The organism is Acidovorax sp. (assembly GCF_046339755.1).
In the GTDB taxonomy this organism is placed as follows: domain Bacteria; phylum Pseudomonadota; class Gammaproteobacteria; order Burkholderiales; family Burkholderiaceae_C; genus Acidovorax.
On record NZ_JBKDTZ010000072.1, the window covers coordinates 1 to 23,023 of the forward strand.

Annotated in this window: 11 protein-coding genes and 1 tRNA gene; 5 read left to right on the forward strand and 7 right to left on the reverse strand. The window is 68.1% G+C overall.

Annotated features, from left to right (window positions below):
* The 4 genes from ACK59X_RS05505 to ACK59X_RS05520 form a co-directional block, all read right to left on the reverse strand.
* Nucleotides 1-932 (reverse strand): TonB-dependent siderophore receptor (locus ACK59X_RS05505; protein WP_409955849.1); only part of this gene is annotated, 932 nt, incomplete at its 3' end.
* A 205-nt stretch (nt 933-1,137) separates the two neighbouring features.
* Nucleotides 1,138-1,521: a divalent-cation tolerance protein CutA gene (cutA, locus tag ACK59X_RS05510; protein WP_409955851.1), complete on the reverse strand. Its 384-nt coding sequence runs from the start codon at nt 1,519-1,521 to the stop codon at nt 1,138-1,140.
* Nucleotides 1,522-1,757: 236 nt separating this feature from the next.
* Entirely contained in the window at nt 1,758-2,324 is a 567-nt protein-coding gene (locus ACK59X_RS05515; RefSeq protein WP_409955853.1) for a fasciclin domain-containing protein, read from the reverse strand.
* Nucleotides 2,325-2,530: 206 nt separating this feature from the next.
* Complete coding sequence (locus tag ACK59X_RS05520; RefSeq protein ID WP_409955855.1) at nt 2,531-4,912, reverse strand: Orn/Lys/Arg decarboxylase N-terminal domain-containing protein; 2,382 nt, start codon at nt 4,910-4,912, stop codon at nt 2,531-2,533.
* Between the two features lie 185 nt (nt 4,913-5,097).
* Between ACK59X_RS05520 and ACK59X_RS05525 the strand changes: the two genes are divergently transcribed.
* From ACK59X_RS05525 to ACK59X_RS05535, 3 genes are all read left to right on the forward strand, one after another.
* Nucleotides 5,098-5,523, forward strand: a complete 426-nt coding sequence (locus tag ACK59X_RS05525; RefSeq protein WP_409955857.1) for an NfeD family protein — start codon at nt 5,098-5,100, stop codon at nt 5,521-5,523.
* Between the two features lie 129 nt (nt 5,524-5,652).
* Nucleotides 5,653-6,570 (forward strand): SPFH domain-containing protein, encoded by a 918-nt coding sequence (locus ACK59X_RS05530; RefSeq protein WP_409955859.1) that lies wholly within the window; start codon nt 5,653-5,655, stop codon nt 6,568-6,570.
* Nucleotides 6,571-6,675: 105 nt separating this feature from the next.
* A tRNA-Ser gene (locus tag ACK59X_RS05535) sits at nt 6,676-6,765 on the forward strand.
* A gap of 59 nt (nt 6,766-6,824) precedes the next feature.
* On the opposite strand, the gene ACK59X_RS05540 is transcribed toward ACK59X_RS05535, so the two are convergent.
* The 3 genes from ACK59X_RS05540 to ACK59X_RS05550 all read right to left on the reverse strand — a co-directional run bounded on the left by ACK59X_RS05540 (nt 6,825) and on the right by ACK59X_RS05550 (nt 20,686).
* Entirely contained in the window at nt 6,825-11,279 is a 4,455-nt protein-coding gene (locus ACK59X_RS05540; RefSeq protein WP_409955867.1) for an Ig-like domain-containing protein, read from the reverse strand.
* On the reverse strand, nt 11,280-19,730 hold the full coding sequence (locus ACK59X_RS05545; RefSeq protein ID WP_409955861.1) for an Ig-like domain-containing protein: 8,451 nt from the start codon (nt 19,728-19,730) through the stop codon (nt 11,280-11,282).
* 437 nt (nt 19,731-20,167) lie between these two features.
* Nucleotides 20,168-20,686, reverse strand: a complete 519-nt coding sequence (locus tag ACK59X_RS05550) for an SDR family NAD(P)-dependent oxidoreductase (RefSeq protein WP_409955863.1) — start codon at nt 20,684-20,686, stop codon at nt 20,168-20,170.
* Nucleotides 20,687-21,303: 617 nt separating this feature from the next.
* On the opposite strand from ACK59X_RS05550, the gene ACK59X_RS05555 reads away from it, so the two are divergent.
* Together ACK59X_RS05555 and ACK59X_RS05560 are read left to right on the forward strand one after the other, a co-directional pair.
* Nucleotides 21,304-22,623: an MFS transporter gene (locus ACK59X_RS05555; protein WP_409955869.1), complete on the forward strand. Its 1,320-nt coding sequence runs from the start codon at nt 21,304-21,306 to the stop codon at nt 22,621-22,623.
* Between the two features lie 52 nt (nt 22,624-22,675).
* On the forward strand, nt 22,676-23,023 hold a 348-nt coding region (locus ACK59X_RS05560; RefSeq protein WP_409955865.1), incomplete at its 3' end, for an FAD-binding oxidoreductase.

Below are 23,023 nucleotides of genomic sequence, written 5' to 3' on the forward strand. Positions count from 1 at the left end.
TGGCTGCCCAGCTCCAGCCCTACTTCGCGCTGCATGCCAGCGCGCGGGCGCTTGGTCACGGCGTTGACCAGGCCGCCGGGCGCCGACTGGCCGTAGAGTACCGAGGCCGGGCCGTGCACCACCTCCAGCCGCTCCAGGCCATAGGGCTCCAGGTTGGTCATGAAGCCGTTGTGGATAAGGCGCATGCCGTCGCGGTACAGGCCGGTGCCGGTGAGGTAGAAGCCGCGGATGGAGACATCGTCGTCGGTGATACCGTAGTCCGCCGGGCGCACGCCCGCGCTGTAGCGCACGGCGTCGGCTACGCTCGATATGGCCTGGTCGCGGATCTGCGCGGCGCCGATGGTGGAGACCTGCTGCGGCGTCTCGAGCACGGGCACGTCCATCTTGGTGGCGCTGGCGCCGCGCGTGGCGCGGTAGCCTTCCACCGGGCCCCAGGCGGCCTCGCGCTCGGCGGTCACGCGCACGGTGGGCATCTGGGTGTCTGTGGACGACGTGCGGCCCACCGCGGATGCTGGCGCAGACGCGCCTCGGCGCAGCGTGTAGCCGCCGCCGCTGCGGGGCACGGCTTCAAGCCCGCTGCCCGCCAGCAGGCGCGCAAAGCCTTCTTCGACCGCCGCCACGCTGCCCTGCAGGCCGGGGCTGCGCAGGCCTTCGGTCAGCGCCGGCTCGAACGACAGCGTGACGCCCGCCGCGCCGGCATAGCGCGAGAGCGTGGGGCCCAGTGCGCCGGCCGGGATGTCGTAGCTGCGCGGCGACTGGGCGGTGGTGCTGCCCGCGGCAGCGGACTGCGCCCAGGCGGCCGGCGCCGTTGCTGTTGCCGCCGCGGCGATGGCAATGCCCACGCAAAGTACCTGCGCGGCATGGGCCAGCGGGGTGGTACGGGTGCTCAGCGGCTTGCTGCTGCGCAGCAGGTGGTCGTCAACGGGCGCCATGCGCGTCCTCCTCGGGTTCGTTCGGCTAGGGGTTGGAATTGCGGGCGCTGGGGTTGAACTTCAGCGCCTTCCAGACCATGCCGAACGGTTCCCGAAAAAGGGACACGCCTTCTTGACAATATTCTGTGATTTCTTCTTTCAGGGCATGCAGGGACGCATGCGCTGCGCCGCCCCGCCGGTGCGGCATGGGGGCGGGCGTACGTCGTCAGGCCACGGCCATCGCGGGTTCCTGGCGCTGGGGGGCTGGCGCCAGTTGCTCGTCCACCCAGCAGCCGTATTCGGCCGATGCCTGCACCGGCTGCACCACCAGTTGGGGCAGCGTGTAGGGGTGCTGCTTTCTGAGCAAGGCCATCAGCGCGGGCATGGCGCTGTGCGCGGTCTTGCAGGCCACGCGCAGCTCGCGGCATTCCTCCAGGGCACCTTCCCAGTGGAAGTAGGCCGTGATGGGCTCCACCTGCACACAGGCGGCCAGGCGCGCGTGCAGCACCGCATGCGCGAGCCGCTTGGCCTCGGCTTCGGTGGCGACCGTGGTCGTGACCATGAGGATTTCGCGGGGGGCGGCCGCGGCGGTGCCTGGATCGGTCGTCATCATCAACATGCTTGTCTCCCGTGGGGCGCTGTGATGGAGCTGGGTCGGGCAGTCTGCCACAGGCAAGCGTCCAGGTCCAGTAGGCAGCCCCGCGCCGGGGGACAAGACAGGTGCGGCATGCCCTGGCTGGGAGCGGAGGCCGCAAGGGCCCCCCTCGCGCAGCAGGCGCGGGCGCCAGACGGAATGGCCGCGAACCTATCGCGTCAACAGCCACCCCGCCCCCAGGCCGGCGCCGATCACTTGGGGAGCAGGACCTTGTCCACCACGTGGATCACGCCGTTGGACTGGTACACGTCGGCAATCGTCACATTCGCCGTGCCGCCCTTTTCGTCGGTGAGCATGATGGTCTTGCCGCTGGCCTTGGCACTGAGTGTGCCGCCGGCTACCGTCTTGATGCTGGCCATGCCCTTGCCATCGGCAATCATCTTGGACAAGGCCGCAGCATCCCATTTGCCCGCCACCACGTGGTAGGTGAGCACAGTGGTCAGCGTGGCCTTGTTCTCGGGCTTGAGCAAGTTGTCCACTGTGCCGGCGGGCAGTGCCGCAAAGGCTGCGTTGGTCGGCGCGAACACGGTGAAAGGGCCCGGGCCCTTGAGCGTATCAACCAGGCCCGCGGCCTTGACCGCGGCCACCAGCGTGGTGTGGTCCTTGGAGTTCACAGCGTTGTCGATGATGTCCTTGCTGGGCAGCATGGGTGCGCCACCCACCATGACATCAGCGGCCATGGAGGGGACGGCCGCGGCAGCAAGGGCTGCGGCCAGGCCGATGGAAGCGAGGCGGGCATTGAAACGGATGGCGGTCATGAGAATCTCCTGAAGTCGATTGATGGACTGACTGTCTTTCACCGCATGAGAAATGCCACGCGGCTGTCAATCAATACGGCGCTTGCCCGGCATCGGATGCAGCAGCAGAAAAAAATGACCGCGAATACAAAAAATCGCCCTGCGGCGTGGGCCGCAGGGCGATCGATCTGTGGGGGCCGGGCGCTGCCAGGCCCAGCCGTTCATGGCTAGATGGTGCGGCCGAACGGTCCGTCCGATCCCACCTGCACCAGGTTCTTCTCGGTCGCCAATGGCTTCGGATTCTTCTTGGCCGCAGGCTTGGCCGGCACTTCCTCGGCCACGCAGTCCGCGTAGTAGCGCACGTTGCCGTTCTCGTCCTCCACCTCCACCAGGCCGTGGATGTCGGTCTCGAAGCCCGGGCACAGCTTGGCGAATTCGCGGGCGAACTTGAGGTAGTCCACGATCTTCTTGTTGAACACTTCGCCGGGGATCAAGAGCGGAATGCCCGGCGGGTACGGCGTGACCAGGCCCACGGTAATGCGGCCTTCGAGCTGGTCGATCTCCACGCGGTCGGTCTTGCGGTGCGCAATGTGCGCATACGCGTCCGAGGGCTTCATCGCAGGCGTGAGGTCCGACAGGTACATCTCAGTCGTCAGGCGTGCGATGTCGTACTTGGCGTACATCTCGTGCACGTGCTGGCACAGGTCCTGCAGGCCCATGCGCTCATAGCGCTTGTGCTGCTGGCAGAACTCGGGAAGGATGCGCCACATGGGCTGGTTCTTCTCGTAGTCGTCCTTGAACTGCTGCAGCGCGGTGAGCAGCGTGTTCCAGCGCCCCTTGGTGATGCCGATGGTGAACATCACGAAGAAGCTGTACAGGCCGGTCTTCTCGACCACCACGCCGTGCTCGGCCAGGTACTTGGTGACGATGGACGCGGGGATGCCCTTCTTGTCGAACTTGCCGTCCAGGTTCAGGCCAGGCGTGACGATGGTGGACTTGATCGGGTCCAGCATGTTGAAGCCGTCGGCCAGCTGGCCGAAGCCGTGCCACTTGGTGCCGGCCTTCTTCCCCTTGGCGTCGCTGCGGATGATCCAGTCCTCGGCGCGGCCGATGCCTTCATCGACCAGCTTGTCCGGGCCCCAGACCTTGAACCACCAGTCGTTCTTGCCGAAGTCGTCCTCGATCTGGCGCATGGCGCGGCGGAAGTCCAGCGCCTCCAGGATGCTTTCTTCCACCAGCGCGGTGCCGCCGGGCGGCTCCATCATCGCAGCGGCCACATCGCAGCTGGCGATGATGCTGTACTGCGGGCTGGTGCTGGTGTGCATCAGGTAGGCCTCGTTGAAGAGGTGGCGGTCCAGCTTGGCGGTCTGCGAGTCCTGCACCAGCACGTGGCTGGCCTGGCTGATGCCGGCCAGCAGCTTGTGGATGGACTGCGTGGCGTAGGTCACCGAATGCTTGGGGCGCGTGCGCTTCTTGCCCATGGCATGGTAGGTGCCGTAGAAGGGATGGAAGGCGGCGTGCGGCAGCCAGGCTTCGTCGAAGTGCAGGTTGTCCACATAGCCATCGAGCATGCCCTTGATGGTTTCGGTGTTGTAGAGCACGCCGTCGTAGGTCGATTGCGTGAGCGTGAGCACGCGCGGCTTGACCTTCTTGGCATCCACGCCCTTGAGCAGCGGAGTGGCCTTGATCTTGGCCTGGATCGCCTCGGGCTCGAACTCGCTTTGCGGGATGGGGCCGATGATGCCGAAGTGGTTGCGCGTGGGCTTCATGAACACCGGGATGGCCCCAGTCATGATGATGCTGTGCAGGATGGACTTGTGGCAGTTGCGGTCCACCACCACCACGTCGCCCGGGGCCACGGTGTGGTGCCACACCATCTTGTTGGAGGTGGAAGTGCCGTTGGTCACGAAGAAGCAGTGGTCGGCATTGAAGATGCGCGCGGCGTTGCGTTCGCTCTCGCCAATGGCGCCGTTGTGGTCCAGCAGCTGGCCGAGTTCTTCCACCGCGTTGCACACGTCGGCGCGCAGCATGTTCTCGCCGTAGAACTGGTGGTACATCTGGCCCACCGGGCGCTTGAGGAAGGCCACGCCACCCGAGTGGCCGGGGCAGTGCCAGCTGGAGGAGCCGTCTTCGGCGTAGTCCAGCAGCGCCTTGAAGAACGGCGGCTGCACGCCCTCCAGGTAGCTCTTGGCCTCGCGGATGATGTGGCGCGCCACGAACTCCGGCGTGTCCTCGAACATGTGGATGAAGCCGTGCAGCTCGCGCAGGATGTCGTTGGGCAGGTGGCGGCTGGTCTTGGTCTCGCCGTGCACGTAGATCGGCACCTCGGCGTTCTTGCGGCGCACTTCGCCGATGAAGTTGCGCAGGCTCAGCACGATGGGGTCCAGCCCCTCGCCCAGCGTGAACTCCTCGTCGTCGATGGACAGGATGAACGCGCTGGCGCGGCTTTGCTGCTGCGCGAACTGAGACAGGTCACCATAGCTGGTGACACCCACCACCTCGAAACCCTCGGCCTCGATGGCCTGCGCCAGGGCGCGAATGCCCAGGCCCGAGGTGTTCTCGGAACGATAGTCCTCGTCGATGATGATGATGGGAAAACGAAACTTCATGCGCAGCCTCCGTGAAACCGTGCCCTGCCGGCGAGCCAAAAAACGAAATAGGCGCGAAGTGTAAGGAATAAGCTTGTCAGGCCTTTGAACTGGGGGTCTTTTGACCCAGAATGTGGTGGATTAGGAACAACTGGCACACAGATTGTTCAGGATCCGAACAACAAACAACACAGGAGGAGGTCGATATGGCGGAATCCACCATCTGGTGGCTGTTGGCAGGCGGTGTGGTGGTGGCAGAACTGCTCACCGGCACGTTCTACCTGCTCATGCTGGCCGTGGGGCTGTGCGCGGCGGCCCTTGCCGCGCACTTGGGGCTGGCCATGGCGCTGCAGATCGTGACAGCCGCCCTGGTGGGCGGCGGTGCCGTGGTGGCCTGGCACTACGCCAAGCGCAGGCGCCCCGGCGACCCATCGGCCCGTGCCGACCGCAGCGTGAACCTGGACGTGGGCGAGACCCTCATGATCGACAGCTGGAACCCTGATGGCACCAGCCTCGTGAAATACCGGGGCGCCACCTGGACCGCCATCCACCGCCCCGGCGTCACCCCTTCCACCGGCATGCACCGCGTATCGGAACTGGTGGGCAACCGCCTGCTGGTTGATCCCGTCTAATCCCCGTCTGCCCGACGCCTTTCGGCGCCCCCTGCCCCTGCCATCGACACCCTCGTAGGCGGCCGTTTCAAGAGCCCGTGGCGGCCGTCCGGCCACAGATTCTCCGTAAATCAGAAAGGAAGGCTTCCCATGGAAATCGCCATCGTCATCTTCATCATCGCCGTGATCTTCATCGCGCGCTCGGTCAAGGTCGTGCCCCAGCAGAACGCCTGGGTCAAGGAACGCCTGGGCAAGTATGCAGGCACCCTTACCCCGGGGCTGAACTTTCTGGTGCCCTTCGTCGACAAGGTCGCCTACAAGCACAGCTTGAAGGAAATCCCGCTCGACGTGCCCAGCCAGGTCTGCATCACGCGCGACAACACCCAGCTGCAGGTGGACGGCATCCTGTACTTCCAGGTGACCGACCCCATGCGTGCGAGCTACGGCTCGTCCAACTACATCATGGCGGTGACGCAGCTGGCGCAGACCTCGCTGCGCTCCGTGATCGGCAAGCTCGAGCTGGACAAGACCTTCGAGGAGCGCGACATCATCAACGCCCAGGTGGTGCAGGCCATCGACGAGGCGGCCCTGAACTGGGGCGTGAAGGTGCTGCGCTACGAGATCAAGGACCTGACGCCGCCGGCCGAGATCCTGCGCTCCATGCAGGCCCAGATCACCGCCGAGCGCGAGAAGCGCGCGCTGATCGCGGCCTCGGAAGGCCGCCGCCAGGAGCAGATCAACCTCGCCACCGGCGAGCGCGAGGCGTACATCGCCCGCTCCGAGGGTGAAAAGCAGGCCCAGATCAACAACGCCCAGGGCGAGGCCGCCTCCATCACCGCCGTGGCCGAAGCCACGGCCCAGGCCATCGAGCGCGTGGCTGCAGCCATTCGCCAGCCCGGGGGCGAACAGGCCGTGCAGCTCAAGGTCGCCGAGAAGGCCGTGGAGGCCTACGGCAAGGTGGCCGCCGACGCCAACACCACCCTCATCGTGCCCAGCAACATGAGCGAGGTCTCGGCCCTGATCGGCTCGGCCATGAAGATGGTGCAGACGGCGCAAAAGCCCCTGTGATGGCCAGAGAGGTGTGAGAAATGCGGAGTCGGGCAGCATTTTTTTCACCACCCTGCCCTGATCTGCCCAAAACCGCCCAAAGCCATGGCTATAATCGAGGGCTTCGGAGAGGTGGATGAGCGGTTTAAGTCGCACGCCTGGAAAGCGTGTGTGGGCTAATCCCCACCGCGGGTTCGAATCCCGCCCTCTCCGCCAAAGATACAACCCCAAGTGGCTCACGCTGCTTGGGGGTTTTTCTTGGCCGGCGCGCTGACTCAGGCGAACTCGATCCCCCTGCTCGCCAGCCCCACCAGGTCGATGCGCGTGGCGTTGAGATCCAGGTTGCTTGCCAGCACGACCAGGTCGTTGTTCGTAAGGCTGTTGAGCTCCACGTAGTCCGTGATGCCCTTGATTTCCTGTGCGGTTCCCGCGCGGCCCACGAGGTTGGTCCACAGCAGCTGCGCCACCTGGGCCGGTGTCTGCAGGCCCAGTATCTGCAGACCCAGGCCTGCCAGCTGCTGGGTGCTGACGCCGGCATCCAGCAGGCGGATGGCTTCTCCCATCAGCCCCTTGTTGGCCAGCAGGCTGGGGTTGGCCAGTGCGCCGACCAGCTTGGCGGCCTGGCCGGCGTGGCCGTTGCCGGCAACGTCCAGCGCGAGCCGGGTGTCGTTGAAGGTCACCCGCTCCACGTGGGTGAGGTCGAGCATGGAGCCCTCCGTCAGGCGCTGCAGCGTGAAGCTGCCGCCCGGGTTGGCCAGCACATAGGTGTTTGCCAAGGTGGCAGGGAAGACCACCGTGTCGATGCCCACGCCGCCATCCACATACCGGGCCAGGCCCATGATGGGGTGGATGGTGTTGTCGCCCGCATCGCCCGTGACGGTCTCCTCGCGCACGGCATCCACCCGGATCGCCCCGGCGCTGGCCATGCCCTCCAGCAGTTGCGCAGGCGTACGGCCCGCCGCGAGCTGCGGGAAGAAGTTGGCGAACATGGTGGCCACTTCGAGGGCGCTCTTGCCCGCCAGGGTCTGCACGTAGGCGCCTTCGCTCTGCGTGAGATCACGCCCGACCCACTTGGCGGCCAGGTAGGCGACGGCCTCTTCGGCGGCGCTGTGCGCCACGGTGAGGATGGGGCCGGTGTCGAAGTGCACCTGCTCGATGTCCACCAGCCAATCGGAGACTCCGCTGGCGGTGTGCGTGAGCCGGATGCCGGCGCCGTCCAGCACGGCGGTGTAGTCGCTCCGCTTGCCCTCCTGCAGTGCCACGTCGAAACCGGTACCGCCGTTCAGGCGGTCGCTGCCGCTGCCGCCGGAGATGAGGTCGTTGCCATCGCCGCCAAAGACCACGTCGTCACCGGCATCGCCGAAGACCTGGTCATCGCCGCCCTCGCTGCCGATGATGTCCTGGCCGCCGCTGCCGTGGATGACGTCGTCGTCCGGGCCCAGCACGATCCACTGGTCTTCGTCGTCGCCGCTGGCAAAGTTCTGGCCGGCACCGCCGGTCAGGCGCACCTTGCCCGCCACGGCAATGAAGTCGACGTTGTCCACCCGGATGGTGGCGCCCGAGGGCAGCGCGCGCGCGTCGATGATGACGGCCTGCTTGCCGTCGCCGGAAAACGCGCTGCCGTTGATCACCAGCGGCACGTTGGGATTGAAGCCCGCTCCTGCCGTGGGGGTGATGACGTGCACGGTCAGCGCCTCGCCAGGGGCCATGCTGGCATAGAACACCTTGCCGGCATTGGTGAGCTGCCCGTTGGCGCCCGAGACACGCTCGATGCGCAAGCCCAGCTCGGCCAGCGCAGCGGCCCCGGAGGTCGCCGAGCCCAGGCCTTCGGCCTTCAGCCCCACACCGGTGGGCACGCTCACCGACAGGATGGGATGCCCATCCGCCGCCTTGACGATGGGGATGTCGGCCAGCAGGGTGGAGGTACCGGGGGTATCGACGCGCCCGGGCTCCACCACGGGCACGGTGAGGACGGTGGCGCCGCTCTCTCCCGGGGCGGTGGTGATGGGCACACCGTCGACGGTGCTCGGGGTGCCCCCGCCCCCGCCGCCTCCCCCGCCACCCCCACCCCCCGGGGATGGCGAGGAGCCCACCGCCACCACCAGCGGGGTGGCGGCCGCACTGGTGTTGCCGGCAGCATCGGTGAGCAGGTTGGCAGCCACCGTGACGTTGATCGGCGTGGTGCTGTTCGCCAGGGGCGTGAGGGTCGCCGTGTAGGTGGTGCCGCTGCCGCTGAAGTTGCCCAGCGTGCCGCCGGTGACCGCGATGTCGCCCAGGCTCAGCACGCCTGGATCGCTGAGGGTGAACGTCACCGTCACGCTCTGGCCCGGAGCCACCGTGCTGCTGTTGCTGGTGATGGTAATCGTCGGTGCCGTCGTGTCCAGGGTGTAGGTCTGCGTGTGCTCGGTGCTGAAGTTGCCCGCCAGGTCCGCCACCCGCACGCGCAAGCTGTGGGTACCGCTCTGAAGAGACAGCCCGGGCATGGTCCAGGTGGTACCGCTGACGTTGGCAGTGTTCCAGGAGGTGCCGTTGTCGACCGACACGTTGACCAGTTCGTCGGCGGCCAGTGGCGCGCTCAGCGTGCCGCTGAGGGCCTGTGACGGGTTGTTGGTGATCAGGTCCGACATGCTGGTGCCACCGTCGTTGGAGAACTGCACCCCGCCGTTGGCGGTGGTGACAGGTGCCACGGTGTCGACCTGGAGCGAGGGAATGCTGCCGGGAGCGCCGGCATTGCCCGCAAGATCGGTGTAAGCGCCAGTCACGGAAATGGTCGCATTGCCGGACGCAACCCCGGCCGTCGGTGTGAAGGTGGCGGTGTAGATCTTGGGGTCGCTCGTGGCGGTCAGCGGTCCGAGGGTGCCGCCCGTGAACGCAATGTCCGAGGCCGTGAACCCGCTCGGCGCCTCCGAGAAGGCGAAGGTGATGACCGCCGGCGCCACGCTGCTGGCGGTGGTGACGTTGCTGGTGATGGTCACCGTCGGCGTGGTCTGCTGGTAGGCGTAGGCATTGGCCGTTTCCGGACTGTGGAAGCCCCCGCCATCGACGACCCGCACGCGCAGCACGCCGCTGCCTGTCAGGGTATGGCCCAGCGACCAGGTGGTGCCTATGGTGGCCGCAGGCATCCAGTTGGCACCGTCGTCGAAGGAGACCTCCACCGACTCGCCGGCCGCCAGCGACTGCGACAGGTTGCCGCTCACGGTCTGCGCCGCAATCGACGTGATCAGGTCGGTGTTGCTGGCCCCGTTGTCGTTGGAGAACGTCGGCGTGCCCACCGGGGCGGCGACCGGGCTCAGCGTGTTGAAGCTGATGCCCGACAGCGTGTCGGTACCGCCGCCATTGCCGGCGGCATCGCTGTACAGGCCGGGTGCCACGGTGATGCTGGCGCTGCCGGAGGCGGTGCCGGGCGTGGGCGTGAACACGGCCGTGTACACCAGTTGGTTGGAGGTGACGGTGAAGCCGCTCAGGGTGCCGCCGGTCACCGCCACGTCGCCCACCGCGAAGCCGACGGGTGCCTCGCGGAAGGTGAAGGTGATCAGCGCCGTGTCGCCCATGCCGATCTGCGTCTTGTCGCTGGTGATGGCCAGGGTCGGCGCCTGGGCGTCGATGGTGATGGTCGGCGAGCTGGCGCCCGGCCCGGCGTTGCCGGCGGCGTCGGTGAACGCCCCGGCCGCCAGCGTCACGCCGCTGGCACCGTTGAAGCCCGCGGTCGGTGTGAACAAGGCGCTGTAGACGAGCGGGTTGGCCGTCACGCCGAAACCCGAGATGGTGCCGCCGGTCAACGCCAGGTCGGCCTGGGTGAAACCCTGCGGCGCCTCGGTGAAGGTGAAGGTGAGCGTGGCACTGTCTCCGGCCTTGAGCGCCGTCGGGTTGCTGGTGATGCTGACGCCGGGCGCCGTGGTGTCCAGCGCATACAGGGACGATGACGCCGGGCCGATGTTGCCGGCGGCGTCGGTCACGCGCACCTGCAGCGTGCCGCCGCCGGTCAGCGTGCGCGGCGCCAGGGCCCAGGCATTGCTGCCGGCCACTGCGGTGGCGCCGATCCAGGTGGAGCCATTGTCCAGCGACACCTGCACCGACTCGCCGGCCACCAGGTTGGCGCTCAGCGTGCCGGTGATGGTCTGCAGCGCGGTGCTGGTGATCCGGTCGCCGGCAATGCCGGTGTCGGCGGAAAACACCACCGTCGCACCCGTGGTGGTGGGCGCCTGGGTGCTGTAGGTGATCGGCGTGACCGCGGCCGCCGGGCCGGGGTTGCCGGCCGCATCGAAGTAGGCGCCGCTTGCCACGCTGATGGTGGCGCTGCCGCTGCTGCCCGCAGTGGGGGTGAAGATGGCGGTGTACACCAGCGGGTTGGCGGTCTGGCCGAAACCGCTGAGCACGCCGCCGGTGACGCTGACGTCGCCGATGCCGAAACCGGACGGCGCTTCGCTGAAGGTGAAGCTGATGGTGGCCTGCTCCCCTACCCGCAGGCTGGCCGCGCTGCTGGTGATCTGCAGGCTGGGGGCCATGGTGTCCACCGTGATCAGCGGCGAGCTGACAGCGCTGCCCGCATTGCCGGCGAGGTCGGTGTACATGCCCTGCGCCAGTGTCACGCTGGCGCTGGCACCGGACAGGCCCGCGGTGGGTGTCAGCACCACGGTGTACACCAGCGGGTTGGCGGTGGCGGTGAATCCACTCAGCGTGCCGTTGACGGCAACCAGGTCGCCCACAGTGAATCCGCTCGGCGCGTAGATTTAGGTGTAGGTCAGTGTGGCCGAATCGCCGGCCTTGAGCTCGGTGGCGCTGCTGGTGACGGCCATCGTCGGCGCCAGCAGGTCCAGCACATAGCCGGCCGAGAACACCGGGCCGGCATTGTTGGCGGTATCGACCACGCGCACCTGCACGGAGCCGCTGCCCGAGAGCGATTGCGGTGCGAGCGTCCATTGGGTGGGGCTGGCCGTCTGCGCGGTCAGCCAGGTGCCGCCGTTGTTGAGCGACACCTCCACATGCTGCCCGGCGGTCAGCGGTGCGTCGAGCGTGCCGCTGACCACCTGCGTTGCCGCGTTGGTGACCAGGTCCGTGCTGCTCGCGCCATAGTCGGCCGAGAACGACACCGAGGCGCCACTGGTGGTCGGCGCCACAGTGTTGACGGCAATGGGCGGGCTGCTGACCGCCGCGCCGGCGTTGCCGGCCGCGTCCAGGTACAGGCCCGCGGCCACGCTGACCTGCGCATTCGCGCCAGCGACGCCCGCCGCCGGGGTGAAGGTGGCGGTGTAGACCAGTTGGTCGGCACTGGCGACGAGGTTGCTCAGCGTGCCATTGGTGGCCGTGACGTCCCCCAGCGTGAACCCGGTCGGTACGTCGCTGAAGGTGAAAGTGATTGTGGCGCTCTGCCCCACGCCCAGCGTGCTGGCGTTGCTGGTTATGGCCAGCGTCGGCGCCTGGGTGTCGACGCCGATGCCCGTGACTTGGCCGCCGGTGCCGGCGTTGCCCGCGGCGTCCGCGTACAGCCCATTGCCGAGGGTGACGCTGGCGTTGCCGCCAAAGCCCGGCGTCGGCGTCAGCACCACGGTGTAGACCAGCGGATTGGCGGTGGCGGTGAAGCCGCTCAGCGTGCCGCCGGTGGCGATGAGGTCGCCCAGGGTGAAGCCGGCCGGCGCCTCGGTGAAGGTGAAGGTGATGGTGGCCGACTGGCCGGCGCGCAGGCTGGATGCGTCGCTGGCCATGGTCACCGTGGGCGCCGTGGTGTCCAGCACGTAGGTGTAGTTGGTGATGGGTCCGTGGTTGCTGGCGTTGTCGCTCACGCGCACGCGTACCTGCACGTTGCCGCTGCCGGCAACCAGGGTCTGGTCCGCCAGCGACCAGCTGGTGCCGCCCGCGGGAGCAGAGGCTGCCTGCCAGGTGCTGCCGTTGTCGAGCGAGACCTCCACCACCTCGCCCGCCCCCAGCGTGCCGCCGCTCAAGGTGCCGGCGATGGTCTGGGTTGCGGTGCGCGTGATCAGGTCGGTGCTGCTGCTGCCCGTGTCAGCCGAGAACTGCAGGCTGCCGCTGACCACGCTCGGGGCCTGCGTATCGATATCGATCGACGGGCCCATGGCGGCGACGCCGGCATTGCCGACCAGGTCGGCAAAGGCGCCTGCCGCCACGCTGACCACGGCAGTTCCGCTGGCCACATTGGGCGCCGGCGTGAGCACGGCGGTATAGACCAGCGGGTTGGCCGTCTGCACCAGGTTGCCCAGGCTGCCGTTGGTGGCACTGATGTCGCCCAGCGTGAACGATGCGGGCGCCTCGCTGAAGGTGAAGGTGATCAGCGCCGTCGCGCTGGCGTTGAGCGAGCTGACGCTGCTGGTGATGGCCAGGGTAGGCGCCACGGTGTCGATGGTGATGGGCACCAGGCTGCCCCCTACCCCCGGGTTGCCCAGCGAGTCGGTGAACAGGCCGGACGCCACGCTGATGGTCCCGCTGTCCTGGGTGACGCCCGCGCCCGGTGTGAACAGGGCGGTATAGACCAGCGGATCGGCAGTGACGCCGAAGCCGCTCAGCGTGCCGCCACCGACCACGATGTCGTTCGTGGCAAAGCCGGTCGGCGCGCTGCTGAACCGGAAGGTGATGCTGGCCGTCTGGCCGGCCTTGAGCATGCCGACATCGCTGGTGATGGAGATGCCCGGCGCCACCGTGGCATAGCTGATGGCCGGCACCGCGGCCGCACCGCCGAGGTTGCCGGCGATGTCGGTGTAGGCACCGGCCGCCACCGTCACGGTGCCGGTGCCGGCCGCCTGGCCCGCCGTGGGCGTGAACACGGCCGTGTAGGCCAGCGGGTTGGCCGTCGCGACAAGGCCTGACAGGATGCCGCCGCTGGCACTGACGCTGGCTGCAGAAAAGCCCGCGGGCGCCTCGCTGAAGGTGAAGGTGATGAGCGCCGTCTCGGCGCTGTTGAGCGTGGACTTGCTGCTGCTAATCTGCAACGTGGGCGTGCTCTGGTCCAGCGTGTAGGCAAAGCCCGTGGCAGGGCCGTGGTTTCCGGCCGAATCGCTCACGCGCACCTGGACTTGCTGGCCGGTGCCGGGGGTGAGGGTCTGGCCGGTCAGCGTCCAGCCGTTGCTGCCCGCCAGGGAGGTCGCCAAGATCCAGGTGGTGCCGCTGTCGAGCGAGACCTGCACCGTCTCGCCGGCCGCGAGGTTGGCGCTCAGCGTGCCGCTGATGGTCTGCGCCGCGACGTTGGTGACCAGGTCTGTGGTGCTGCCGCTGTCGCTGGAGAACGCCACCGTCGCGCCGCCGGTGGTGGGAACCAGGGTGTCGACACTGATGGCCGGCAGCGATGCGGCCAGGCCGCTGTTGCCGGCGCTGTCGGTGTAGCTGCCGGCGTTCAGGGTCACCACGCCGCTGCCGCCGCTCACCCCGGTGTTGGGCGTGAACACGACGGTGTAGACCAGCGGGTTGGCCGTGGCGGCAAAACTGCTGAGCGTGCCGCCGCTGGCGCTGAGGTCGCCGATGGCGAAGCCGAGCGGCGCCTCGCTGAAGGCGAAGGTGATGAGCGCCGTCTCGCCGGCCTTGAGCGCGGGGGTGTTCGCGCTGACGGCGGCCGTGGGCGACGTGGTGTCCAGCACATAGGCCTGCGACAGGGTCGGTCCGTGGTTGCCAGCGGCATCGGTCACGCGCACCTGCAGCACATTGTTGCCGGGCAGCAGGGTGTGGCCGGCCAGCGTCCAGGCGGTGCCGACCAGGTTGGCCGTGGTCCAGTTCATGCCGCCATCGAGCGACACTTCGACGTACTCGCCGCTGCCAGGTGCCGCGGCCAGGGTGCCGGTGATGGTCTGGGAGGCCGAGCTGGTTACCAGGTCGGTGGGGCTCGCGCCGTTGTCGTTGGAAAACACCACGGTGCTGGCGGCTGCCGTCGGGGCCCGGGTGTCGATGGCCAGCGCCGGTGTCTGCGCTGCGGCGGAGGTGTTGCCGGCGGCATCGGTGAAGGCGCCCGCGGCGATGGAGATGCCGGCACTGATGTTCTGGATGCCGGGCGTGGGCGTGAAGGTGGCCGTGTAGACCAGCGGATTGCCGGTGACCGCCAGGCCGCTCAGGGTGCCGCCGGTGGTGAGCACGTCGCTGCTGGTGAAGTCGATCGGCGGCTTGCTGAAGGTGAAGGTGATCAACGCCGTCTCGTCGGCCTTGACCGCGGGCGTGCTGCTGGTGATGTCCACCGTCAGCGCCACCGTGTCGATGGCGATGGGCAGCGAGGTGGCACCAGAGCCGCTGTTGCCGAACACGTCGGTGTATGTGCCATTGCCCACCCCGATGGTGGCGCTGGCATTGGCCAGGCCGGCGGTGGGGGTGAAGCTGGCCGTGTACACCATCGGGTCGGAGGTGACGGTGAAGCCGCTCAGCGTGCCGTTGGCGTAGGTCACGTCAGCAGCCGTGAAGCCGGTGGGCGGAGCGCTGAAGGTGAAGGTGATGAGCGCGGTCTCGCCCGCGGTCAATGTGCTGTCGTTGCTGGTGATGGCCAGCGTGGGCGCGGTGGTGTTGACGGCGATCGTCGCCGGCGTGCTGGCCTGGCCATTGTTCCCGGCGCTGTCGGTGAAGCCTGCGCTGTTGACCGCAATGCTGGCGGTGACGCCCGCCTGGCCGATGGTGGGCGTGAATGTGGCGGTGTAGACCAGCGGGTTGGCGGTGGCCGTGATCCCGCTCACGCTCCCGCCGGTGACGCTGAGCGAAGATGTGGTGAAGTTGCTCGGTGCCTCGCTGAAGGTGAAGGTCAGGGTCGCGGTCTGGCCCGCATTCACCGCGGCGACGTTGCTGGCCACCGCCACGGAGGGCGCCGTGGTGTCGAGCACGTAGAGAGCGCTGAAGGCGGGGCCATGGTTGCCGGCGGCATCGCCCACGCGCACCTGCAACGTGTTGTTGCCGGCCAGGGTGGCGCCTGCCAGGGCCCAACTGGTGCTGCCGGCAGAAGCGCTGGCATTCACCCAGGTGCTGCCGTTGTCCAGCGAGACCTGGACCACTTCGCCCGCCGCCAGCGCGGCGCTGAGCGTGCCGCTGAGGTTCTGGGTGGCGATGTTGGTGACCAGGTCGGAGCTGCTGGCGCCGGAGTCGGCCGAGAACGCGACCGTGGCTCCGGTGGTGGTGGGCGCCAGCGTGCCGATGCTGATCGCCGGGGTGGTGCCGGCCTGGCCGCTGTTGCCGATGGTGTCGGTGTAGCTGCCCGCCGCGACCGTGATGCTGGCCGTGCCGTTGGGCACACCGGCGGTCGGAGTGAAGACGCCGGTGTACACCAACGGATCGCCGGTGACGGCAAGGCCGCTCAGGCTGCCGCCCGTGACGTTGACGTCGGCAGCGGTGAAGCCGACTGGCACCTCGCTGAAGGTGAAGCTGATGGTGGCGGTCTCGCCGATCTTCAGCGCCGGGGTGCTGCTGGTGATCGCCACCGTGGGCGCGCGGGTGTCGATCTGGATCACCGGGGTGGCACCGGCACCGCCCGGCACGCTGGCGGCATCGGTGTAGCTGCCGCCGGTCACGGTGATCGAGGCCGCGGCACTCACGTCGGCGGCCGGGGTGAAGACGGCCGTGTAGACCAAGGGATTGCCGGTGCTGGTGAGGCCGCTGATGCTGCCCCCGGTGGCCACGACGTCGCTGGCGGTGAAGCCGGTGGGCGCACTGCTGAAGGTGAAGCTGATGTTGGCCGTTTCGCCGCTCTTGAGCGTGCCCACATCGCTGGTGATCAATACGCTCGGGCCCACCGTGCTGATGGTGATGGTGCCCGAGGCAGCCCCGCCACCGCTGTTGCCCGCCAGGTCGGTGTAGCTGCCCGCCGTGAGCGAGACGCCGCCCGGCACGCCGCTCTGTCCGGCGCCCGGTGTCAGCTCCACGGTGTAGATGTGGGGGTCGGCCGTGGCCTTGAGGTTGCCCAGCGTGCCGCCCACGGCACTCAGGTCGCCCAGTGCAAACCCGCTGGGCGCCTCGCTGAAGGTGACGGTGACCAGCGCCAGCTCACCGCTCTTGAGCATGCTGGTGTTGCTGCTCAGCGAGGCCGTGGGGGCGGTGGTATCGAGCACGAAGGCGCTGCCGGCCGCGGTGCCGGCATTGCCCGCGGCATCGACCACGCGCACCTGCAGGGTGCCGCTGCCGGTGAGGGTCTGCCCGGCCAGGCTCCAGGCATTGCTGCCAACGCTGGCGCTGGCCGTGGTCCAGGTGCTGCCGTTGTTGAGCGACACCTCCACGTGCTCGCTTGCTGCCAGGTTGGCGCCGAGCGTCCCGCTGATGGTCTGCGCAGCCACGTTGGTGACCAGGTCGCTGCCGCTGGCGCCCGAATCGCCAGAGAAGGCAACGCTGCCCCCGGTGGTGGTGGGCGCGGTGGTATCGAGCGCATAGTTCTTGGTGAGCGGCGCGCTGCTGCCGCCCGCGTTGGCTACGCGCACCTGCAGGGTGCCGGTGCCGCTCAGGGTCTGGCCGGCCAGTTGCCAGGTGGTGGCACCGACAGCCGCCGTGGCGGTGGTCCAGGTGGTGCCGTTGTCCAGCGAGACTTCGACCCGCTCCCCGCTGGCCAGGCCGGAGCTGAGCGTGCCGGAGATCGTCTGCGCGGCCACGTTGGTGACCAGGTCGGTGGCGCTGACGCCGGTGTCGGCCGAGAACGCCACCGTCACCGCGGTCGTGCTGCTGGGGGTGGCCGCCACCACCGTGGTGGCGCTGTTGTTGACGATGGTGCTGCCGTCGTTGATGCTGACCGTGAAGGTGGTGGTGGCGTTCTGCCCGGCGGCGGCCTGGAACACCAGCGCCTGCAGCGCCGCCTGGGCGGCACCGGGTGCCGTCGCCGCATGGGAGTAGCTCAGGCCGCCATCGGAGGTGGAGAAGCCCGAGGCGCTGAGCGAGGCCGCGGTGAAAGCCCCCTTGGAGGCACTGTCCAGCGTGATGGTGACGATGACCGATGCCCCGACATCCGGATCGCTCAGCGTGACGCCGCTGAACGGATGCAAAGTGCCGCCGGCGGTCACGCTCTGGGCCGCAGCGGTGCCGCCCAGCACCGGTGCATCGTTGACCGAGGTGGCCGTGACCACGGTGGCGGTGTTGGCCGCGCTGGCCGCGCCGTTGCTGTCGGTGGCGGTCAGCGAGAAGGTGGTGGCGACGTTGACGCCCACTGCCGCCTGGTTGGCCGTGGGCGTGAACGTGAGCGCGCGCAGCTGGGCCGTGAGCGCCGCCGGCGTGGCGGCGCTCCGCGTGTAGCTGCCATTGCTGCCCGACAGGCCGGCACCGCTGAGCGTGCCGTTGGCGCCGTTGAAGCCGATGGCCAGACTGACATTGTCGCCGTTGACATCGGCCACGGTGACGCCGGAGAAGGGCGTGATGGCCGCATTGTCGCCCGTGCTGGCCGTGGCCGTCCCGGTGATGGTGGGCGCGGCATTGGCGGCATTGGTCACCACCACCGCAGCACCCGCCACCGAGGTATCGGCGTTGCCGACGACGCTGTTCCAGTCGTCACCGGCCGAGAGCTGGTCGGTGGTGCCCCCGGCCGAGGCCGCGCCCCTCTTGTGGAGCAGGGCCGCGACCGCTGCCACGTCGGCGCCCGACAGCGTGACCGAGAACGAGGTGGCGCTGGTGACTTCGACGTTGCCGGTGGTGCTCAGGGTGCGCGTCGCCCCGCCCTCCCCGCGCAGGACCAGCTTGGAGACGGTGATGTCGTTGCCCGCGCCGGGCATGCTCACCAGGTTGCTGCCCGTCACCGTCAGCACGTGGGTGCTGGAGTCGTAGGTGGCCGAGGTGATGGTCGGCAGCAGCAGGTTGCCGACCGTGATCGGGTTGCCGGTCAGGTCCACCGGGGCGCTGGTGTTGGTGACCCAGCCGGCGGCCGCAGCCAGGTTGAAGGTGGTACCGTCCACGGCGCTGGTGCCCGCCTTGTTGAGCAGGCCGCTCAAGGCCTGCTTGTCGGCCGCGTTCAGCGTGATCTCCACCGATGACGTGCCGGCGGCGGCAGCGACTGCCGTGGTCAGCGTGTAGCTGCCGCCCTGGCCGCTGAGGGTGATCTTGGTAGGGTCGATGGGTTCGCCGTTGACCAGGTTCGCTGCGCTGATGGTCAGCGTGCCCGTGCCGGCGTTGTAGGCAGCCGAGGTGACGGACGGCGTGGCCCGGCCATTGGCCACCTGCACGTCGTCGATGGCCACCTCGAAGCCCAGCGGATTGACGATGCGTACGCCGTAGATGCCCTTGAAGTTGGCCATCGAAGCGAAGTTGAGCAGGCCGTACTCGTTGACCAGCAGACTGGTCAGCGACACGCCGACGCCGGTGGGCTGGTAGTTCGCGTCCAGCGCATACACCGTGAACACCACGGTCCCCAGCAGGTTGCCGACCAGGCTGCCGCTGCCCAGCTTGAGGCTGACCATGTCGAACACGCCGCTGTTCGCGCGCAGGTCCACATAGCTGACCGGCGAAAGAAGCGAACCGTTGACGGTGAGCCGGTCGTCGCTGAGCGGAATGCCGGCTAGGCCGGCCCCATTGACGTTGACCGCCGAAATGCCGCCGCCGTTGCTGCTTCGGGCGTAGAGGTCGAGCCCCGTCCCCAGGATGTTGGCTGCATTCACCACGGCACCGGCCGCCAGGCCCGTGGTGTTGATCAGCGTGACGTTGCTGCTGGTGCTGAAATTGATGGTGCCGGCGGCGCCGTTGTTCACCAGCGGCAGCGTGTGGGCATAGTCCAGTTGCGCCTGTGCGCCCAGCGCGCTCGCGGCTTCGATGCTGCCGGTGCTGCGCTCCAGGTCCCAGTCGGCACCCAGCAGCAGGCTGCCGGTGGTGTCGGTGGACGCAGCCACGTCGGCACCCGTGGCCAGCGCCAGCGCATCGATGAAGGCCTGCCCGCGGCCACCGGCGGCCACGTCGCAGCCATAGAGCAGCAGGTCGCCGTCGGCGCCCAGTGCCGTGCCCCAGTCCTTCAACGCATCCCGGTAGGTGTCCACCGCGGTGCGGTCCAGCAGCGTGCTGCCGAGGCGGATGGCGCCCTCGGCACCGTGGGACACGATCTGCACGCTGTCCAGGTCTTCGTACTGGCGCAGGACCGCGGCTATCTGCTCGACCCCGTCCGCGGATGCATCCAGCCATACCACCCGGGTGTCGGATTGCACGGAGGCTGCCAGGGCCTGTGCATCGAGTACGCTGCTGTCGATGAAGACGACATTGCGGATGGAAGAGGACAAAGCGGAAGGCGCAGTACGGGTGGTGTCTGTAGTCATTGCAGTGGGCAGGGCGGTGCGGACACCGGCCCTGTGTTGTTGAACAAAGAAACTTCCCTGGCCCGGATGGCCTCCCTGCGCCGTGATCAGCACACACCGAGTTGCCGCTGAACGTGCGCAGATGCGGATGCCGGGCTCTTGTACCCACCTGCTCCCTGTGACTGATCACCGTCACTTTTTTTAAAAATAGAGGAAACCCAAGACAACTGTCAAAGGTGAAATTGCCATGCGCGGCGGGTGCGGCGCACCGTTACATCCAGGCGCTGGAAGGGGAGATTTGCAAGCGCGCGGGCGGGGGATTTCGAGCGCTCATGCCAAACACTGGTGCTGGCCTTGCGCCCACCAGAGAGGTGACTGTGTGTCACGTTTTTAAATTAATCGAAACGGGTTGCGAATGTCAAAGATCAAATTGCCACCCGGCCCCGCGTTGCCAACCCTTACATCTGCCCTGCCGTTCCCAGCACGCACCAGGGCCACGGGTCACGGCATCGAGGCCGCCCTTGTTCAGCAGGGCCAGGCCCGAGGGTGCTCCGGCTATCGCCTGGGTGCACCAGGGTGGTGGTGATCTGCACGATGTGGCCGCTGCCCTGGCGCAGCATGTGGGGCAGAACATGCTGCATGGTGTGGAAGAAACCAGCCAGGTTGGCGTCCACCACGTTAGTGAACTCTTCGGCGGTGTACTCGGTGAACGGCTTGCCCAGGAAAATGCCGGCGTTGTTGACCAGCGTGTCGATGCGGCCGAAGCGCGCAAGCGCGACGGCCACCAGGCGCTCGGCGGCCGATCGATCGCGCACATCGCCCGCGATGGACAGCACGCCTGAGTCCATGGACAGCGCCATGCTGCGCGAAGTGGCGACCACGGCATGGCCGTGCCGGCGGTAGGCGGCGACGATGCCGGCACCGATGCCTTGCGATGCGCCCTTGACGATGGGGACCTTCCAGGGCCGGCGGTGCATTGATGCGCACCAGCCCGCCTGTCGCAGTGCGCCTGGGCCGGCCCGGCGATGGCGACCTGATCGCCAAGCGCGCAGGCCGCATGGCCTTTGGCTTCCATGGCACAAGCCAACGCTGCAAGGAGGTCGAAGAGGGCCTGCCACCGGTGTTCATCAGCTTCGACGAGCAGCATGCGGGCATGCCCGAATCGAGCTGGCTGGTGCAGCAGTTTCCGCGTGCGCGCCTGGCCTTGCGGGCCGAGAACCAGGTGCTGCAGGCCACCGCCGCGCGGGCCGGTGCGGGCATCGCCCTGCTGCCGCACCACATCGGCAGGCAGGTGCCCGAACTGCAGCCGTGCCCACTGCCCCCGGTGCCACCGGCGCGCGAAATCTTCGTGCGGTTTCGCGGGCAGTACCGGCACGCGGGTCCGATCCGCGCCGTGGTGCAGCACCTGCTCGACGCCTTCCGCGAAAACCGCGCCCTGTTCGCTGCTGAGCCTGCGTGGGCAGGCCCGGGCGACCATCTCTTTCGGAGATATGAAGCTCGCCAATCCATATGCATTTTGCGTAGTAACCCCCGGCGGTGCAGGCCGGCAGCGGTGCAACCATCTCGCCACCCCCACAACGAAAGCGAGACATCCATGGGTTCCCCCGCCATCACGCAGCCCTGCCCCGCCGGCACGACCGACAGCCTCGCGGACGCGACCTACCGCAAGGTCGGCTGGCGCCTGCTGCCGCTGCTCTTCCTGTGCTACATCGTGGCCTACCTGGACCGTGTGAACGTGGGCTTTGCCAAGCTGCAGATGCAAAGCGACCTGCAGTTCAGCGAGGCGGTCTACGGTCTGGGCGCCGGTATCTTCTTCCTCGGCTATTTCCTCTTCGAGGTGCCCAGCAACGTGGTGCTGCACCGCGTGGGCGCGCGCCGCTGGATCGCACGCATCATGGTCACCTGGGGCCTGCTGTCGGCGGGCACCATGTTAGTGAGCTCGCCCACCTCGTTCTACGCGGTCCGCTTCCTGCTGGGCGCTGCCGAGGCGGGTTTCTTTCCCGGCATCATCCTGTACCTCACCTACTGGTACCCCGCGGCACGACGCGGCAAGGCGACCTCGCTGTTCCTCGCGGCGATCCCGTTCGCGGGCATCCTGGGCGGGCCGGTGTCTGGCTGGATCCTGCAGGGCATGGGCGGCGTGAACGGCTGGGCCGGGTGGCAGTGGCTGTTCCTGCTGCAGGGGCTGCCTACCGTGGCGCTGGGCCTGGTGGTGTGGCGCTACCTCGACGACCGCGTGAAGGACGCGCGCTGGCTCACCCCGGCCGAGCGCTCGCTGATCGCCCGCGAGATCGCGGCCGAGGATGCCGGCAAGCCCGAGCCCAAGGTCCTGGCCGTGCTCTCCAACCCGCGCGTCTGGCTGCTGGCACTGGTGTACTTTGCCTTTGTCTCGGGCCTCTACGGCATCTCGTTCTGGCTGCCCAGCATCATCAAGGCCATGGGGATCAGCGGCGCGCTGGACATCGGCCTGGTCAGCGCCATCCCCTGGACCTTCGGCGTCGTGGCCATGTACCTGGCCGCCCGCAGTGCAGACCGGCGGCTTGAATACCGCTGGCACAGCGCGATTGCTGCGGTGGTGGGCGCGGCCGGGCTGATCCTGAGCGTGGCTTTCCATGGCAACGCTGTGTGGGCGATGGCGGGGATCACGCTGGCCACCATGGGCATCATGGCCACCCTGCCCGTGTTCTGGGGCATGCCCACGGCCTTTCTGGGCGGTGCGGCGGCTGCGGCGGGCATTGCCTTCATCAACTCCTTCGGCAACCTTTCGGGCTTTTCCGCGCCCTACCTGATCGGCGTGATCAAGGACGCGACCCAGAGCACCGACGCGGGCCTGCACATGCTGGCCGCCCTGCTGGTGCTCGGCGCGGTGCTGGTGCTGTTCGTCAGGCCCGAGAAGCCATCGCCCACGCGCTGACGCCTCGGCGCTGCCCGCAGCGCCCCTCCTCCCATCCAGTAAGAGTCTTCGCATGCTTGCGGAACTGAGACACCCTGCGAGCGCGCAACGCCGCGCGCCCTCCTCGGAACTGATCGCGCGCTTGCGCCAGCGCTTTGGTGATCGCTGCTCCACCAGCCAGGCCGTGCTGCTGCAGCACGGCACGGACGAATCGGCCTACCTGCCCCAGCCGCCCGACGCCGTGGTCTACGTGCACAGCACCGAGGAAGTGGCCTTTGTCGTGCAGGCCTGTGCGCGCGAGCGCGTGCCCATCATCGGCTTCGGCGTGGGCTCCTCGGTCGAAGGGCACTTGCTGGCCGTCGAGGGCGGCGTCTGCGTGGATTTCTCGCAGATGAACCAGGTGCTCGCGATTCGCCCCGGC